This window comes from Methylobacterium nodulans ORS 2060 (assembly GCF_000022085.1).
GTDB lineage: Bacteria > Pseudomonadota > Alphaproteobacteria > Rhizobiales > Beijerinckiaceae > Methylobacterium > Methylobacterium nodulans.
The window spans coordinates 2434095-2450329 of sequence record NC_011894.1 but is presented as its reverse complement, the minus strand read 5'-3'; the positions used below and the strand labels follow the sequence as shown (position 1 = coordinate 2450329).

Sequence of the window (16235 nt, the reverse complement as noted above, 5' to 3'; positions counted from 1 at the left end):
CTCACCAGCGCGGCAGCCAGTACACGGCCAGATAGATCGGTAGCCAGGACAGCACGACGAAATACCAATAGAAGGCATTGTCGCTGACGTCGCTGAACCGCTTGCCCGTCGCGTGACGGGTGAACATCAGCGCCGTGAGCACGAGGGTGTCGCCTGCATCCGTGATCAGATGCGCCAGGTGCAGACCGAGCAGAATCCAGGTGATGGAGCCGTAGGCGTTCTGATCCCAGCGCACGCCGAGACCCCTGAACTCGTAGAGACGCACGGCCACCGTTACGAGCGCGACGAGCGACATGATCACGAGGTCGCGCCGCACGCGCCCGAGATCCTCCGCATGCGCGTCGCGGTCGGTCACCCGGTTCGGCCAGAGGCTCGCGAGCAGCAGCACGGTGTTGAGGGTCCCCGCCCAATGATCGGGCGGGACCGGCGCGAGGGGCCAGTGCGGGTTCTGCTGGACCAGGTAGAAATAGGTGCCGAGCGCGAGCGCGAAGCCCATGCCTTCGATGACGAAGAAGCCGAGCGTGCCCCACCACATCGGGCTCGTCGGGCCGAAGCCGTAGGTCGGCAGGGCCGAGAGGTCGCGCCCGACAGGCCGCGATGCATCGGCCTCGACCGGTCGCGCCTCGACGCGCAAGGGGCTCATTGCTCATCCTCCGCCGTGTTCTTGGGCCAGAACCAGCCGGTGAGCGCCGCCGCGATCGGCGGCGCTCCCCAGAGCACCGCGTAGGGCGTGAAGATCGAGCCGAGGAAGGTCGCCCCCACCGCGAGCGCCGCCACGAGCGGCCAGATCGAGGGCTCAGGCGAGGTCTCGCGCAGTTGCGGCTCGGCCTCGGCCACGCTGCTGACCACGAGTTCGCGATAGCCGACGCTCAGGCCCGTCACCGCCGGCAGGCCGTTCCGCTCCGCCCAGAGTGGCTCGCGGTGGGTCACGAGCGGGATGCGGTCGAAGTTCTGCGGTTCGGGCGGAGAGGCTGCCGCCCATTCGAGGGTGCCGGCGCCCCAGGGGTTCGGGCCGGCCGTCGCTCCGTCGCGCAGGCTCGTCGCCACGTTCCAGACGAAGACGAGGAAGCTCGCGAACAGGATCAGCGCGCCCGCCGTCGAGAGGAGCTGCAGGTCGCCCCAGCCCATCTCGGGCCCGTAGGTGTAGACGCGCCGCGGCATCCCCATCAGCCCCGCGATGTGCATGGGGAAGAAGGCGACGTTGAAGCCGATGAAGGCGAGCCAGAAGTTCCAGGCGCCGAGGCGTTCGCTCAGCAGGCGGCCGGTGAATTTCGGGAACCAGTAGTAGATCGCGCCGAGCAGCGGAAAAACGTTCCCGCCGATCAGCACGTAGTGGAAATGCGCGACGACGAAGTAGGTGTCATGCACCTGCGTGTCGATCGGAACCGAGGCGAGCATGATGCCGGACAGCCCGCCCGCCACGAAGATGAAGAAGAAGCCGGCGACGAACAGCAACGGCGTGCGCCAGACCGGCCGCCCGTCCCAGAGCGTGACGATCCAGCAGAAGATCTGCAGCCCGTTCGGGATGGCGATCAGCATGCTGGAGGCGGTGAAGAAGGCCGCCCCGAGCTGCGGCAGCCCGGCCACGAACATGTGGTGGACCCACAGGCCGAAGGAGAGGAAGCCGGTGGCGATGAGCGAGAGGACGAGGGCCAGGTAGCCGAAGATCTCGCGGCGGGCGAAGGTCGGGATGATCGCCGACACGAAGGCGGTGCCCGGCAGGAAGATGATGTAGACCTCCGGGTGGCCGAAGAACCAGAACAGGTGCTGAAAGAGCAGCGCGTCGCCGCCCTCGGCCGGGTTGAACAGATGCGTGCCGAGCAGCCGGTCGAGGATCAGGAAGGTTGAGGCGATCATCACCGCCGGCAGCGCGAAGACGATGATGAAGGAATTGACGAACATGGCCCAGACGAAGACGGGGATGCGGTCGAGCGTCATGCCGGGCGCGCGCTGCTTGAGCACCGTCACGATGATCTCGACGGCGACCGCGAGGCCCGAGAGTTCCGTGAAGGTGATCATCTGCGCCCAGACATCGGCGCGCTTGCCCGGGGAGTATTCCGGCCCGGAGAGCGGCACGTAGGCGAACCAGCCGATATCGGGCCCGATATTGAGCAGGAACGAAACCCAGAGGAACAGGCCGCCCGAGAGGTAGACCCAGTACGAGAAGGCGTTGAGGCGCGGGAAGGCGATGTTGCGGGTGCCGACCATCAGGGGCACGAGATAGACGGCCAAGGCTTCCCCGATCGGCACGCCGAACAGGAACATCATGGTCGAGCCATGCATCGTGAAGAGCTGGTTGTAGGTATCCGGCCCGACCAGCCCGCTCTCCGGCCGCGCGAGCTGCAGACGCATGACGACGGCGGTCAGCCCGCCGAGGAACAGGAACAGGAAGGCCGTCACGATGTAGCGCCGGCCGATGGCCTTGTGGTCCACGCTGGACAGCCAGCCGATCACGCCTTTGCGCGTGCCCCAGACCCGGGCGAGGCGTGCGCGGAGCGCCGTCCCGTCGAGATCGGTGTCGCGCAGGTCGCCCGCTGCGGAGGCCGCGTCGCTCATTTGAGCCCCTCGAGGTAGGCCGAGATGGAGTTCAGCTGGTCGGGGTCGAGCTTCACCAGGGGCATGTTCACCCCGGGCTTGATGCCGTGCGGGTCGACGATCCAGGCGGCCAGGTTGCCCCGGCTCATCGGCAGGGTGCCGGCCGCCAGGGTGCGGCGCGAGCCCACATGGGTGAGTTCCGGACCGTTGCGGCCGCCCGCCGAGGTGCCGCGCACCTGATGGCACATGGAGCAGGGAGCCGCGACGAAGGCGGCCTCGCCCGCGCGGGCCTCGTCGCTCGCAGGCTCCGGGCGCGGCGCGATCTGCCCGTCGCGCCAGCGCGCGAAATCCGCCTCGCCCTCGGCGATCACGAGCAATCCCATCTTGGCGTGCTGCATCCCGCAGAACTCGGCGCACTGGCCGCGGTAGATGCCCGGGCGCTCGGCGGTGAAGCGGATCGCGTTGCTGCGCCCCGGAATCAGATCCTGCTTGCCCATCAGGCTCGGGACCCAGAAGGAGTGGATCACGTCGGTCGATTCGAGCGTGATGAAAACCGGCACCCCGACCGGCACATGGATCTCGTTGGCGGTGTTGAAGCTGCGGCTCGGGTCGGAATCCTCGTAACTCACCTCCCACCACCATTGGTGCCCGAGAATGCGGATCGTGACGCCCGGCTCCGCCTCGCCGAACAGCCGCCTTTGCCCGGCATAGCTCAAGCCCGTCAGCACCAGCACGACGAGGCCGGTCGCGACGGTGAGCCCGGCCACCAGAGCGGTCGCCCTGCCCTCGCGCCGCGGGTCGACCGCCAGCGGGTCGGCTCCTTCCGCCCTCCGCGCCGGGACGCTCGCGAGGAGCGCGAGCATCACCGCGAGCCAGATCGCCGCCAGCACGCCAGAGAAGATCCAGAACAGCCACAACAGGTCGCGCGCCTGCGGGCTCACCGGGTTCAGAGGGGATTGCGCGAGGTTGCAGCCCGCCAGCATCGCGGCAAGCCCGAGGGGCAGGAGGCGCCAGGCACTCATCCGCACGCTCATTGGGGCATCTGGCCCGAGGGCGGGACGATCCCGCCCGAGACGGGCGGGCTCGGGCTCGTCCGGTTCTCGGACGGATGCGCGTGCATGCTGTCGCTGCGGGCGGGCGCGGCGCTCGACGGGGCGTTGCCGCTCATCGAGCGCACATAGGCCGCGAGTTCCCAGATCTGCTCGTCGGGCACCCGCCCGCGAAACGAGGGCATGCCGTTCGGACGGCCCTCGCGGATGGTCTGGACGATGTTCTCGATCGAGCCGCCGTAGATCCAGCGGTCGTCGATCAGGGCCGGCCCCATGCCGCCGCCGCCCTGGGCGTGGCAGCCGCTGCAATTGAACCAGGTGAAGAGCTTCTTGCCCTGGCTCAGGTGATAGGCGTTGCCTTCGAACGCCTTGGCCCTGCCGCTGGTGGAGGTCGTCGGCTGCGACTCGCCGGGCGACAGGGTGACGAGGGCAACCTGCTCCTGCGACTCGGATCCGACAGGGCTCGGCCGCGCCTCACGCTCTTCTCGCTGGCAGGCCGAGAGCGCGAGCGCGCCGAGGAGCAGGGTGGATAGGCGCCGGATCATGGCTTGGCCATCTCGGTTCGACGGAGGTCGTCCAGACGCGGCACGTCGTATTCGGCGAGGATCGCGTCGATCTCCGCCCTGTGGCGCTCCAGGGCCGCGCCGACCTCCCGGCGCAGGTCCTCGTCCTCCCGCCGCACTCCCATGGCGATGTCGAACACCATCGGCCCCTTCGGCCCGTCGATGGCGGGCCGGATCGGGGTCACCCGCAGCGGCGGCTCGGAGCGGGCGGCGAAATAGCCGGCCATCGGCCCCCAGGCGAGCGCGAGGTCGATGTCGCCGTTCGCCACCGCCTCCACGATCCGGGCGGGCGGGTTCGGCTTCTCGTAGTCGCCGGTGAGGAGATAGCCGCGCACGTTCTCGGTCATCCCCCGCCGGGCGAGCGCCTGTGCCGGCGGCGTGCTGGCCGCATCGTTGCCGGCAAGCTGCACGCCGACGGTCAGGCGTCGCAGGTTCGGGTCGTCGAGGGAGGTGACGGAGGGGCCGTCCGTGCGCGAGACGACAACGTAGGACGAGCGATAATAGGGCCGCGTCGGCCGCAAGGCTTCGAGTCCGACCGGCATCGCGGTCACGAGATCGCATCGGCCGGCCAGGATCGTGTTGCGCAGGAAACCGCGCCGCTGGGCCCACCACGTGTAGGTGACCGTGGCGCCGAGATCATGGGCGATCAGTTCGGCGATCCGGTTCTCGAACCCGCCGCCGGTCCGGCTGGAGAACGGCATGTTGTTCGGATCGGCGCAGACGCGCAGCTCGCGCGCCTCGGCCCCCGAACACAGCACAATGGCGGCGCAGCCGATGGCGGCCCGACGAAGCCTAAGGAAGGGCGAAGTCATAGAGCATGCCCCCCTTGGTCGTGACCTCCTTCAGGTCGCGCATGACATTGAGGAAGCCCAGCGCTCCGGTGCCGTCGCGCGGGTCGAGATCGGCCGAGACCACGACACCGGGCCAGCCGCCCACGCCCGACAGGATGGCGACGTGCTGGCGCCCGTCCGGACCACGGTAGGTGGTCGGCTGGCCGATGATCCCGGATCCGGTCTTGAACTGCCACAGGACCTCGCCCGTGCGGGCGTTCACCGCTTTGAACCAGCCGTCCATGGTGCCGTAGAAGGTGACGTCGCCCGCGGTGACGAGGGTTCCGCTCCAGACCGGGAATTCCTCCTTGATCGACCAGGCGGCGCGCTCGCCCGCGACATCCCACGCGGTGTAGACGCCCCGGTGCCCGCCGGGACCCGGCTTCATCCGCACTTCCGATCCGAGATAGGGCGTGCCGGCGATGTAGTTCGCCTGCATGTGCTCCTCGTCCATGCAGAGATTGGTGTGAGGCAGGTAGAGAAGGCCGGTCCGCGGCGAGTAGGCGGACGGGCTCCAGTCCTTCGCCCCCGAGGCGTTCGGGCAGATGTCGCGCATCACCTTGCCGACCTGCGGCTTCTTCTCGGGGATGTACTGCAGGCGTCCGGTCTTCAGGTCGACGCCGGTGGTGGTGGTGATCGCGTGGAAGGGCTTGGCCGACAGCACCTCGCCGCTGGTGCGGTCGAGGACGTAGACGTAGCCGTTGCGCTCCGGGCGGACGAGCACTTTTCGGGGCCGCCCCTTCCAGGTCATGTCGAGCAGGATCTGCTCGTTGATGCCGTCCCAGTCGTAGAGGTCGTGCGGGCTCCACTGATAGAACCAGCGCGCCTGTCCGGTGTCCGCGTCGCGCGCGAAGATGCCGGAGGTCCACTTGTTGTCGCCGGGGCGCTGATCGGCATTCCAGGGGCCGGGGTTGCCGGTGCCGTAATAGATCAGGTTGAGGTCCGGATCGTAGGAGAGCCAGCCCCAGACGGTGCCGCCGCCCTGCTCCCAGGCGTTCGGCGGCCAGGATTTCACGCCGAGGTCCTGGCCCTTGTCCGTGTCGTAGTAGGGCTTGAAGTCGGACCCGATCAGCACGTCCTTGTCGGGACCGGTGCTGAAGGCCTTCCAGGCGACCTTGCCGGATTGCTGGTCGAGGGCCTGGATCCAGCCTCGCACGCCAAGCTCACCACCCGAATTGCCCACGAAGACTTTGCCGTGGGCGACGAGGGGCGCCATCGTCATGGTCTCGCCGAGGTTGATGTTGCCGACCTTGGTCTTCCAGGCTTCCTGCCCGGTCGCGGCATCCACCGAGACCACGTTCCCGTCGAGCGTGTTGAAGAAGAGATGCCCGTCCGCATAGGTCGGCCCGCGATTCACGACGTCGCAGCAGGCGACCCCCTGCGCGGCGGCCTCGGGCTTGGGGTTGTACTGCCACTTGAGCGGCGCTCCGGGCTTCGTCAGGTCGAGGGCATAGAGGATGTTGGGATAGGGCGAGAGCACGTACATCGTGCCGCCCACGACCAGGGGCGAGGATTCCTGCCCTCGGTTCACGCCGACCGAGAACGTGAACGACACCCGCAGGTTCTTGGCGTTGTCCGGCGTGATCTCCGCAAGCTCGCTGTAGCGGGTGCTCGCGAAGTTCTTGGCCGGCATCGTCCACTGGCCGTCATCGGCCGGGGCTGCGGCGGCGGGAGGGCGGGGATGCTCGGCCCCTGTCGACGTGTCGGGTCTCGGCGGGGCGGCCGGTTCCTGCGCGGCAGCAGGGATTGCGAACGGCAAACAGAGGAGGACGAGGGTCGATGGCGCGAGCCTCTTCACGAAGGCCTCTCTCGTTGAGCGGGACCGAGATTCACCATTCCATTATGCGGTGTGATGTTTCCCACCGCATGTACCTGGATCAATCTGGAGGGGTGCACCTGGCTGTCAATGGTGAGCGCGTCTTACGACCTTGGAGCGGCGTGCGATCGTGCTTAATCTGCGCCGTGGATCAGTATTATGTGTGAGCCGAAGGAACTGGCTCACGGTGGGCAGGACGAGTTCATAGCGGCGCAGCGCCTCGATGGTCGCCGGGCCTGCGAAGATCGGAGGCTCCGCTCGGGCCAGGATCGAGATCGGCTCGGTCCGGAGGGGCTCGCGCAGGAATTGGTCCGGCAAGGCGGGCGCGTAGAGGCGCCCGACGACGAAATCGAGTTCTCCAGAGGCGAGCAGCGGCAGAAGCTCCTCGGTCCGCCCCTGCTGCAGCCGGATCGGGATGTCCGGATGCGTCGCCTTGAGGCGGGCCAGAGCCCCCGGAAGCATGCCGGCCGCCGCCACGGGAAGCACACCCACCGCGACGGAGCCGCCGCCCGGCGCGGCCAGCAGGTCGAATTCCTCGTCGAGGCGCCGCACCTCCGCGAGAATGCGGCGGGCGGCCCGCACGAACACCATGCCGGCTTCGGTGGGGCGCACGCCGCGCGAGTGGCGGTCGAACAGCCGCGCCTGCAGGATGTCCTCGATCTCGTGCAGGCTCTTGCTGAGCGCCGGCTGCCTCACCCCGAGCACGGTGGCCGCCTTGAGGAGGCTGCGATGCACTTCGAGGGCGTCGACGATGCGCAGCTGGGACAGCCTGAGGCGCTGATCGAGGAAGCGGCACGGCATTGATGAGGGTCCCGTGGGCGGCTCTGCCGCGTCATCCTCGTGCGTTGGCCAGTCCCCCGTCCAGGGCCCCCGCAGCCCGGGGCTCTCAACCGATGCAGCCTTCGAAGCCGCCCTGCCCTGCTGAAACCCTCGTCCGGTCTTTGTGCAGCCGCCGAGAGACGCAAAGGCGTTGCGCGGCTTGCCCGGGTCGGAAGCCATCCGGGACGGGAGAAGTCGGCTGATCCATGCTCATATCGCGTCGAGCGCCGCTCCCCGCCGTCCTCGACGGTGCACGGTCAAGGCGGCCGCACCCGTGTTCTCAACCACCGTGCCCGATTGGAGATCCGGCGCCTTCGGCCGCTCAGAACCTGACCGTCGTGTCGGCAGTCCGGGGCTCGGTCCGGCCGGGATCCGCAGCCGGGCAACGACGTTGCCGGGAAGGCCCACCCCGGGAGCCGCCATGGCCCTGCTGTCCGAATCCGACCTGTCGTTCGTGCATCTGCCGGACGTGACGCTTGGCCTCGTCTCGGCCGGGCCGCGGGACGGGCCGCTCACGGTGCTGCTGCACGGCTTCCCGGAATTCTGGTTCGGCTGGCGCCATCAGATCGGCCCGCTCGCCGCGGCGGGACTGCAGGTCGTCGCCCTCGACCAGCGCGGCTACAACCGAAGCAGCAAGCCGGCGGAGGTCGCCGCCTACCATCTCGACCGGCTCGCCGACGACGTGCTGGCCCTGGCGGATTCCCAGGGCGCCGAGAGGATTCGGCTCGTCGGACACGATTGGGGCGGCATCGTCGGCTGGTGGCTGGCCTCGCGCGACCCCGACCGCATCGACCGGCTCGCCGTTCTGAATGCGCCGCATCCCGACCTGCTGGCGGCCTACGCGCTGCGCCATCCCACGCAGGCCCTGCGCGTCTTCTACTTCGCGGCCTTCCAGGTGCCCTGGCTGCCGGAGATGGGCCTGCGTGCCGCCAACTTCCTGGCCCTGCGGCAGGCTCTGCGACTCACGAGCCGGCCGGGCGCCTTCACCGACGACGATCTCGCGCACTACCGGGCGGCGTGGTCCGAGCCGGGCGCGCTCGCCGGGATGCTGAACTGGTATCGCGCCGCTCGCCTCAAGCGGGAGGCCGCGCGCGGCCGGGTTCGGGTTCCGACCCTGATCCTGTGGGGCCGCAAGGATCCGGCGCTCAGTCCGAACCTCGCGGCCGAGTGCCTTGACCTCTGCGAGCAGGGGCGGATCGAGTGGCTCCCCGATGCCACGCATTGGCTGCATCACGAGGAGCCCGCGCGGGTGAACGCGGCCCTCACCACATTCCTGTCCGGCTAGGGGGCGAGCCATCGCGCCGTCCGTGCCCCCGCCTTCTCCGCCCTCGCGGTCTCCGGTCGGCCGCATGGCGCGACGGAGCGTTCTGGCGCTCCCGCTGTTCCTGCTCACCGGCCGGGCCCGGTCCGGATCCCAACCCGAAGGCGACACGCTCATGCCGCATGTGGTTCTTCTCGGCGATTCCGTGTTCGACAATGCCGCCTACGTGCCCGGGAGCCCGGACGTGGTGCGGCAGGTGCGGGCCGTCCTCCCGCCGGGTTGGCAGGCCACGCTGCTCGCACGCGATGGCGCCGTCCTCGCGGACGTGCCCCGTCAGCTTGATCGCCTCCCGGAGGACGCGACCCATCTCGTCGTGAGCGCAGGCGGCAACGATGCGTTGAGGGCCTCCGGGGTGCTCGATCGCCCCGTCCGATCGGTCGCCGAGGCGATCGGCGCGCTCGCCGACGTGCAGCAGCATTTCCAGGCGCAGTACGCGGCCATGCTGGAGGCCGTCCTGGAACGCCGGCGCCCGACCGCGATCTGCACCATCTACGATCCGCGCTACCCCGACCCCGCGCGCAGGCGCGCCGCGTCGGCCGCCCTGGCGCTCATCAACGACGTCGTGACGCGACAAACCTTCGCGCGCGGTCTCGCGCTGCTCGATCTGCGTCTCCTGTGCGGCGATGACGCGGACTTCGCCAATCCCATCGAGCCCTCCGCCCGTGGCGGCGAGAAGATCGCTGCGGCGATCGCGTCCTATCTGGGCCAGGGAACCGGACGCGGGCGCAGCGCGGTCTTCGCGCGGCCGTGACGCCGACCGATGTCCGGTATCGGAAACCTCCTCTCGTGAGCGTTGCGACCGCTGATGACCCGCTACCTGATCCAGATCCTTCTGCCCCTGTCCGACAATGACGGGCAGCCCTTCGCGCAAACCGAGTATGCGCGGGTTCGGGACGAGCTCACGGGGCGGTTCGGCGGCATGACGGCCTTCACGCGCGGCCCTGCCGAAGGCTTCTGGAAGGAGAAAGCCGACACGGTCCGCGACGACATCGTGGTGTTCGAGGTCATGGGCCCGGATCTGGATCCGGGCTGGTGGGGCCGCTACAGGCGCACGCTCGAGGAGCGGTTCCGGCAGGAGAGCATCGTCGTGCGGGCACAGGAGATCCGCCTGCTGTGATTGCCGCCGCGCGCCGCAGAGGGACAGCCATCGGCAGCTTGACCGAGACACACCCCCGTGACGCAGCTCCCCCTCCCCTGGTTTGCTCGCAGCGCTGCCAGCGTGGCGTCCGATCTGATAGGATGCCGATTGCTGGTCGACGGCGTGGGAGGCCTCGTCGTGGAAACCGAAGCCTACGACCGGTCCGACCCGGCCTCCCATAGCTTCGCCGGGCCAACGTCCCGAAACGCCAGCATGTTCGGTCCGCCCGGACACGCCTATGTCTACCGCTCCTACGGACTGCACTGGTGCATGAACATCGTCTGCGAGCCCGGTAGCGCGGTTCTCGTCAGGGCGCTCGAACCGATGGCGGGCCTCGACAGAATGCGGGCGCGCCGGCTCACGACGGATCCGCACCGGCTCTGCGCCGGGCCTGGTCGCGTCTGCCAAGCCCTCGCGATCTCCGGTGAGCACGACGGCCGGCCTCTCGACCGCGCTCCTTTCGTGTTGCTGGCGCGAGATCAGCCGGTCACCGTCATGTCCGGCAGCCGCATCGGCATCACGCGCGGCGTCCAGACGCCCTGGCGGTTCCTGCTCGCGGGCTCGCGGTTCGTCAGCCGGCCACTGCCGCGCGGCAGGCCTTCATAGGAAGCGCTGCAATTCGGGCTGCGCGAACAGGAGCAGGCTGCCGGGGCAGATGAACCGCTCGAGCGCCAGCCGGCGCTCGGGCCTGGACACCGCACCCTTGCTTCCATGGCCGAAGGCGCGCAAGCCGCTCGACGCGTGATATCGGCGTGCCTTCGCCCTGATCCAATCCCATGAACCATGTTGCGCCGAGATGTGGGTGACGCGGAGAACGCGTCAGCACGAACGCTGACCACCCGCCTCGACATGATGTCACGAGCGCGCATGGCGCCCCCCTCGGACCGGCAGGATCTGCCGCCTCGCCGGTGGGCTTGTCGTAGACCCGACGATTGGGGCCGCCCGCGGGGTTTGATCTGGATCATGATGCCCCGGGGTTGAGCGAGATCATCACCGGCGGGGCGAGCACGGCGCAGGATGGCCGCATTCCGAGACGATCGAGGATCGTCTCGCCCGGCCTGTCGCCCATTCTCCCTGTCCCGGGCGCATGCGGCGCCAGCGGAAGGAGATCCGGGAAAGAGGGAGCAGGAAGGGGTGGAGCGCCTGTGATCCGGTCTGCGACCGCTCGTTCGAAGACGGATCACCAAGCCCGCGCGGTGCGGAGCTCCGCGCCGGCCCGAGCGACGCAGAAACCCATACCGCCAAGCAATCAACCGGATTTCGGATGATCCATATCAAATCTTCCCGCGATCTACGCTGATAGGTTCGAAACCGCAGACTGCCGCACCGGAGCGGCAGGCCGGGATCGGGAGAGGCGGATGCGCGCGCGCGACATCATGACCAAGGAGGTGACGAGCGTGCGGGCCGATCTCTCGGTCGAACTGGCGATCGCCCTCATGCTGGAGAAGCGGATCAGCGGACTGCCCGTGCTCGATCCGGATTGCGCCGTCGTCGGCATCGTGAGCGAGGGCGATCTCCTCGCCCGTCCCGAGCTCGGCACCGCCCGGCCGAAGCCGGGCTGGGTTCAGTACCTGATCAGTCCGGGTCGGCTGGCGGAAGCCTATGCGCGAGAGCGCGGGCGCCGGGTCGGCGACGTGATGACGCGCGAGGTCGTGACCGCCTCGCCGGAGACGCCGCTCGACGAGATCGTCGACCTCATGACGCGGCGGCGCATCAAGCGCGTGCCCATCGTCGAGGGCGGGCGGCTCGTCGGGCTCGTCACCCGCGCGGATCTGCTGCGCAGCCTCCGTCGGGCGCTGCAGGAGGCCCGCGAGGCGCCGCCGCGGGACGACGCGGCGATCCGGACCGACGTGGAGACGGCCTTCGTGGATGCGGGCGTCATCCCGCTGGAGCTGATCGAGATCTCGGTCGTGGACGGCGAGGTCGGCCTGCGGGGCTCCCTCACGGACGAGCGGCAGCGCGCCGCGATCCGCGCGGCGGCCGAGTCGGTGTCGGGAGTGCGCGCGGTCCACGATCGTCTGACCTGGGTGGATCCGATGTCGGGCCTCGTCCTCCTGTCGACGCAGGAGGCCGACCCGCGCGGCGGCACACGGGCGGTCTGAGCAAGCCGGGGCCCTGCCGGCGGGTCCTCCAGCCCGCCGCTCCGGCCCTCCTGATCTGCGTCACGAGCGCCGCGCCCGCCATGCCGGTGATGACCGATGGTCAGAGGAGGCATTCATGACAGTCGAGCAGAAGAGCAGAGAGAACTTCCAGGCATTCGGCCTCAACGATCCGCTCCGGGGCCCGTTCTTCGACGCCAAGGTCTGGCGGCCATACGGCATCGACCTGCCGCTGCGGCTTACGGCCGAGCTCTTGACCTTTGCCAGCCGGCGCCTGCAGGCGCAGGCGGAGCACGTCGAGGCGCTCGGCCGGTGCAACTCCCCGGCGGAGGCACTCAAGCTGCAGATGGCCTTCCTGACGCGCGCGCTGTCGGAGTACCAGAGTGAGGTCGGCACGCTCTCGCAGGACGTGGCGGATACTGCCTATCCCCGTCCGGCCGCCAAGGCGGCGTGACGCCGACCGGCGGGCGCATCGGGAGCGCGCGAAGCGGCACCGGAGGCCGAGCATCGCCGCGGGCGGGCCGCCCCGCAACGCAGGATCGACGGCCGGGCAGGTGTCCGCGAGGAAGGCTGGCTCATGCCGACGACGGGGAACGCGGGTGTGCTTGGGCGGGCAGCCGCAAGACGACCAGCTACCTTTAAGCCCAGTTCCAGCGCTTGCGGCACCGGCGCGGGCCTAAGAAGGCGATCTGTGCCGTCGCTGCCTCGATCCTCACCGCCGTCTATCACATGCTGCGAGACGGCACTTTCTACCGAGACCTCGGCGCCGACCACTTCCGCCACACCTCACCAGAAGATCAGGCCAACCGCCTCGCCCGCCAGATCTCCAAGCTCGGCTTCATTTGTACCCGCGCTCCCGCCACTGAGAGGCCAGTTTCTGTTTAGACCGGCATTCCTGCGGTACATTCCGCAGTTGCCAAACCCCTGTACCAAGATGGCGGTTTTACCCCATTCGTGCCGTGAAGCTTGGCAACCGCCCCTTTGATGTCTCAGCCAATTTGGCCGCCATCAACATTCTTTTGATCTTAATCTGCAGGTCCTGGATTCGAGTCCCAGCGCGCTCACCATTGAAATCAACAACTTAAACCGGATTTTCGGCCTTGTTCCAGGGTCTAACTCCGCACCGGGTAGCAGCACGGGTAACTGCGAGCCACCTGTGGGTAGCACGGCGCCAAGCTTTCTCCGGCCGCACTCAAGCGGCAGCCAATCGCGGGCCGAATGGACGAGAGCCCCGTGGGGTACTGACCGGCGCAACGAACCATCATTGCGGTCCTGCTCACGCCAGCGGCACTCCTTGGGGGTGCGGGCCGCCATCAGGAAGGCCGTCCAGCTTCAACCTCAGGAGCGCCGCAACTACCGTGCCGCAGCCGGATACGAGGATGACTTGGCCCTCGCAACCTGAGCGGGAACAGCTCTAGAGCACTCCCCGCCCGAGTGGCTACCGGTTCAGCGCAGGGGAGCGCGTGACGGCAAGACCTGAGGGCCGTGAGCCGACCGGTCGGGCACGGCTCGAGCGCAGCCCGCCTGCGCTACGGCCGGACAGCCTGCCGGCATGCTGGTCGCGGGCCTTAAGGCCCAGCTCACCGAGAACCGTCATGCTGGTGCGGCGTTGGCCTCGATCGAGATCGAGGACGGACACTCGCGGAAGAAGGGAGAGGACGCATGAAGGTTGTTGCGGATCTGTGCATCGTACCCATGGCGGTCGGACCATCCGTCTCCTCGTATGTGAAGGAGATCAAGGCCGTCATCGACGCCAGCCCTCTCCATGCGGAAATGCATGCGAACGGCACGAATATCGAGGGTGAACTTGGCGATATCTGTCAGCTCATCGAGCAGTGCGAGGCAAGGCTGAGCGAGTTGGGTGTTCAGCGCGTCTTCTACACGATGACTTTCGGGTCGCGCCGGGATAAGCAGCAATCCATGGCTGACAAGCTCAATGCTGTCTTATGATACCGGCGGGCATTTTCGATGCCCGCTGGAATGAGAGCCAGCATGCTCTGGCGCCGCTGCGGGGCGGCATTCTATCGGGGCGCTTCCACGGCGGTCGCTGCCGGAGCGCGACGGGACCGAGGGGCGCCGTCGCGCGGGCGCGTTGAGTCTTCGGGCCCTGGTCCAAAGCTGTTTCGGCATTCGACCGAGCCGCATGATGGTCGCGGGAGTGCGCAATGCTCTCGCGTCGCCTGCCGTGATTCGCGACTGGGGGTGAGACCGCCCATGCCTCACCCTCGATCACCGAACGACAGCCGCCTCAGTAGGCGCGGTAGTGGTAATGGTAGTGACGGTGGCGGTAATGCCTCGGGCCGTAGTGCACGCGGCGGTACGGGCGAATGCCCAGGGCGCCGTTCACGCCACCGACACCGGCACCGATCGCGCCACCAACGATGGCGCCGATGGGGCCGGCCGCGCGGTTCCCACGCGCCGCCCCCTCCTCAGCGCCACCGATGATGCCCTGCGCCTGAGCCACACCGGCGAACGAGAAGATCGCGGCGCCCAGACTGCAAGCCAACAACACTCGTTTCATGATCGTTTCCTCCTGGCTTCCGGCCCATCTCACGGCTGAGCCTGCCTTACGAAGAGAACGGGCCTGCGCGCGGAAGGTTCGGGACAAGCCTGGACGGCACAAGACTTTCTTCACATCGGTCATGACGACGCTCTCCACGCCGCATGCCAAGGCGCTTCGCGCGCGGGCGACGAGGAGGACGGGATTGAGCAGCGCGGCAATCGCCAGGGAGCTCAGGGTCCGAGAAGGAGGCCGGCGAGCGCCAGCAGGAGGGCGGGCGGCGTCACCAGCGCCCCGAGCTTCAGGAAGCGCCACGCCCCGACCTTCTGGCCCTCCCGCCGGATGGCGGTGAGCCACAGGATAGTGGCGAGCGAGCCCGTGACCGACAGGTTCGGGCCGAGATCGACGCCGATCAGGATCGCGCCCGCCACCCTGTCGGACACCTCCGCCGTCTGCACCGCCGCCCCCGCGATCAAGCCAGCCGGCAGGTTGTTCACGGCGTTGCACAGCAGCGCGACCAGGGGGCCGACGCCCCAGGCCGTCCCGGCGGGGGCGGCCTGCGCGGCCCATCGCAGGGCCGCCGCGATCAGGCCCAGCACGCCCGACCTCTCCAGGGCCTCGACCAGCACGAACAGGCCGGCAACCAGGGGCAGGACGCTCCAGGACACGTCCCTGACCACCGCCAGCGCGCCCTCCCGCCGGAGGGCGAGGACGAGGAGCGCGGTGGCAAGGCCGGCCAGGCAGGTGGGCAGGCCGAGATCGAGGCCGAGGGCCGAGGCGCCGATCAGCACGCCACCCGTCGCCAGGATGCCGAGGCCCGCGACCAGCCCGGTGCGCGAGAGCTCCGCCGTGGGGATGTCGCTGACGATCATCTGCGCGCGCAGGATGGGCGCTTGCGTGAGGCGCAGCACGCCGTAGGTCGCCAGGATGGCGAGGCCGGAGGGCAGGCCGAAGCGCGCCAGCCACTCGCCGAGCGGCGGCATGTGGGCGGCGTAGACGACGAGGTTGGCCGGGTTGGAGATCGGCAGGACGAAGCTCGCCGCATTGGCGACGAAGGCGCAGACGAACAGATAGGGCAGCGGGTCGCGCACCCGTGCGGCCCTGGCGGCGCAGGCGACGGCCGGGGTGAGCACGACCGCGCAGGCATCGTTGGACAGGACCACCGTGACGAGGGTGCCGACGAGGTAGACGAGGGTGAAGAGCCGCGTCGCCGAGCCTTTGGCCTGCCGCACCGCGATGCCGGCGAGCCAGTCGAACAGCCCTTCCTTGCGGGCGACCTCGGCGAGCAGCATCATGCCGATCAGGAACAGGTAGACGTCCGTTCCCTTCAGCACCCCGGCCCAGGCCGTGCCGGCGGGAAGCAGGCCCAGGGCCACCAGGGAAGCCGCCCCGAGCACCGCCCAGATCGCCTCCGGCCAGCCGAGCGGACGCAGGATCACCCCCAGGGTGGTAAGCGCCGCGATCCCCCAGGTGGCGAGGTTGGGTGTCACACTCAGGCCGCCCATGGCTGCGGAACTCCGGGTCTCAGAGGGCGCGGCGCATGGCCGGCCGGTGTGGTTGAGCTG

The 16235-nt window shown here is 68.9% G+C and carries 16 protein-coding genes; 7 read left to right on the top strand and 9 right to left on the bottom strand.

All coding sequences use genetic code 11. The annotated features are described in order from the left end of the window. Position 1 precedes the first annotated feature (1 nt). The 7 genes from MNOD_RS11295 to MNOD_RS11265 form a co-directional block, all read right to left on the bottom strand. On the bottom strand, positions 2-643 hold the full coding sequence (locus MNOD_RS11295) for a cytochrome c oxidase subunit 3 (RefSeq protein WP_015929004.1): 642 nt from the start codon (positions 641-643) through the stop codon (positions 2-4). Then, on the bottom strand, positions 640-2556 hold the full coding sequence (ctaD, locus tag MNOD_RS11290; protein WP_015929003.1) for a cytochrome c oxidase subunit I: 1917 nt from the start codon (positions 2554-2556) through the stop codon (positions 640-642). Before ctaD ends, MNOD_RS11295 begins: the two co-directional genes overlap by 4 nt. Then, on the bottom strand, positions 2553-3569 hold the full coding sequence (coxB, locus tag MNOD_RS11285) for a cytochrome c oxidase subunit II (RefSeq protein ID WP_043748524.1): 1017 nt from the start codon (positions 3567-3569) through the stop codon (positions 2553-2555). Before coxB ends, ctaD begins: the two co-directional genes overlap by 4 nt. Beyond that, positions 3566-4129 (bottom strand): c-type cytochrome, encoded by a 564-nt coding sequence (locus MNOD_RS11280; protein WP_015929001.1) that lies wholly within the window; start codon positions 4127-4129, stop codon positions 3566-3568. The genes coxB and MNOD_RS11280 overlap by 4 nt, the downstream gene beginning before the upstream one ends. Then, the gene (locus MNOD_RS11275; protein ID WP_015929000.1) at positions 4126-4959 is read right to left on the bottom strand and encodes a substrate-binding domain-containing protein; all 834 of its coding nucleotides are present in this window, start codon (positions 4957-4959) and stop codon (positions 4126-4128) included. Before MNOD_RS11275 ends, MNOD_RS11280 begins: the two co-directional genes overlap by 4 nt. Beyond that, positions 4940-6775, bottom strand: coding sequence for a methanol/ethanol family PQQ-dependent dehydrogenase (locus MNOD_RS11270; RefSeq protein ID WP_015928999.1), 1836 nt, complete (start codon positions 6773-6775; stop codon positions 4940-4942). Before MNOD_RS11270 ends, MNOD_RS11275 begins: the two co-directional genes overlap by 20 nt. A 105-nt stretch (positions 6776-6880) precedes the next feature. After that, complete coding sequence (locus MNOD_RS11265; protein ID WP_015928998.1) at positions 6881-7594, bottom strand: LysR family transcriptional regulator; 714 nt, start codon at positions 7592-7594, stop codon at positions 6881-6883. A gap of 439 nt (positions 7595-8033) precedes the next feature. On the opposite strand from MNOD_RS11265, the gene MNOD_RS11260 reads away from it, so the two are divergent. The 7 genes from MNOD_RS11260 to MNOD_RS11230 all read left to right on the top strand — a co-directional run bounded on the left by MNOD_RS11260 (position 8034) and on the right by MNOD_RS11230 (position 14120). Continuing rightward, positions 8034-8897, top strand: coding sequence for an alpha/beta fold hydrolase (locus MNOD_RS11260; RefSeq protein ID WP_015928997.1), 864 nt, complete (start codon positions 8034-8036; stop codon positions 8895-8897). A 64-nt stretch (positions 8898-8961) separates the two neighbouring features. Beyond that, the gene (locus MNOD_RS11255) at positions 8962-9684 is read left to right on the top strand and encodes a GDSL-type esterase/lipase family protein (protein ID WP_015928996.1); all 723 of its coding nucleotides are present in this window, start codon (positions 8962-8964) and stop codon (positions 9682-9684) included. A gap of 54 nt (positions 9685-9738) precedes the next feature. Continuing rightward, on the top strand, positions 9739-10050 hold the full coding sequence (locus tag MNOD_RS11250; RefSeq protein WP_015928995.1) for a hypothetical protein: 312 nt from the start codon (positions 9739-9741) through the stop codon (positions 10048-10050). Positions 10051-10107: 57 nt separating this feature from the next. Next, positions 10108-10677 (top strand): DNA-3-methyladenine glycosylase, encoded by a 570-nt coding sequence (locus MNOD_RS11245; protein WP_015928994.1) that lies wholly within the window; start codon positions 10108-10110, stop codon positions 10675-10677. 752 nt (positions 10678-11429) lie between these two features. Then, the gene (locus MNOD_RS11240; RefSeq protein ID WP_015928993.1) at positions 11430-12173 is read left to right on the top strand and encodes a CBS domain-containing protein; all 744 of its coding nucleotides are present in this window, start codon (positions 11430-11432) and stop codon (positions 12171-12173) included. A 115-nt stretch (positions 12174-12288) separates the two neighbouring features. After that, entirely contained in the window at positions 12289-12624 is a 336-nt protein-coding gene (locus MNOD_RS11235) for a phasin family protein (protein ID WP_015928992.1), read from the top strand. A gap of 1208 nt (positions 12625-13832) precedes the next feature. Continuing rightward, the gene (locus MNOD_RS11230) at positions 13833-14120 is read left to right on the top strand and encodes an MTH1187 family thiamine-binding protein (protein WP_015928990.1); all 288 of its coding nucleotides are present in this window, start codon (positions 13833-13835) and stop codon (positions 14118-14120) included. Positions 14121-14418: 298 nt separating this feature from the next. On the opposite strand, the gene MNOD_RS11225 is transcribed toward MNOD_RS11230, so the two are convergent. Both MNOD_RS11225 and MNOD_RS11220 read right to left on the bottom strand, forming a co-directional pair. Beyond that, positions 14419-14691, bottom strand: coding sequence for a hypothetical protein (locus MNOD_RS11225; RefSeq protein WP_015928989.1), 273 nt, complete (start codon positions 14689-14691; stop codon positions 14419-14421). 212 nt (positions 14692-14903) lie between these two features. Next, positions 14904-16175 (bottom strand): arsenic transporter, encoded by a 1272-nt coding sequence (locus MNOD_RS11220; protein WP_015928988.1) that lies wholly within the window; start codon positions 16173-16175, stop codon positions 14904-14906. Positions 16176-16235 lie beyond the last annotated feature (60 nt).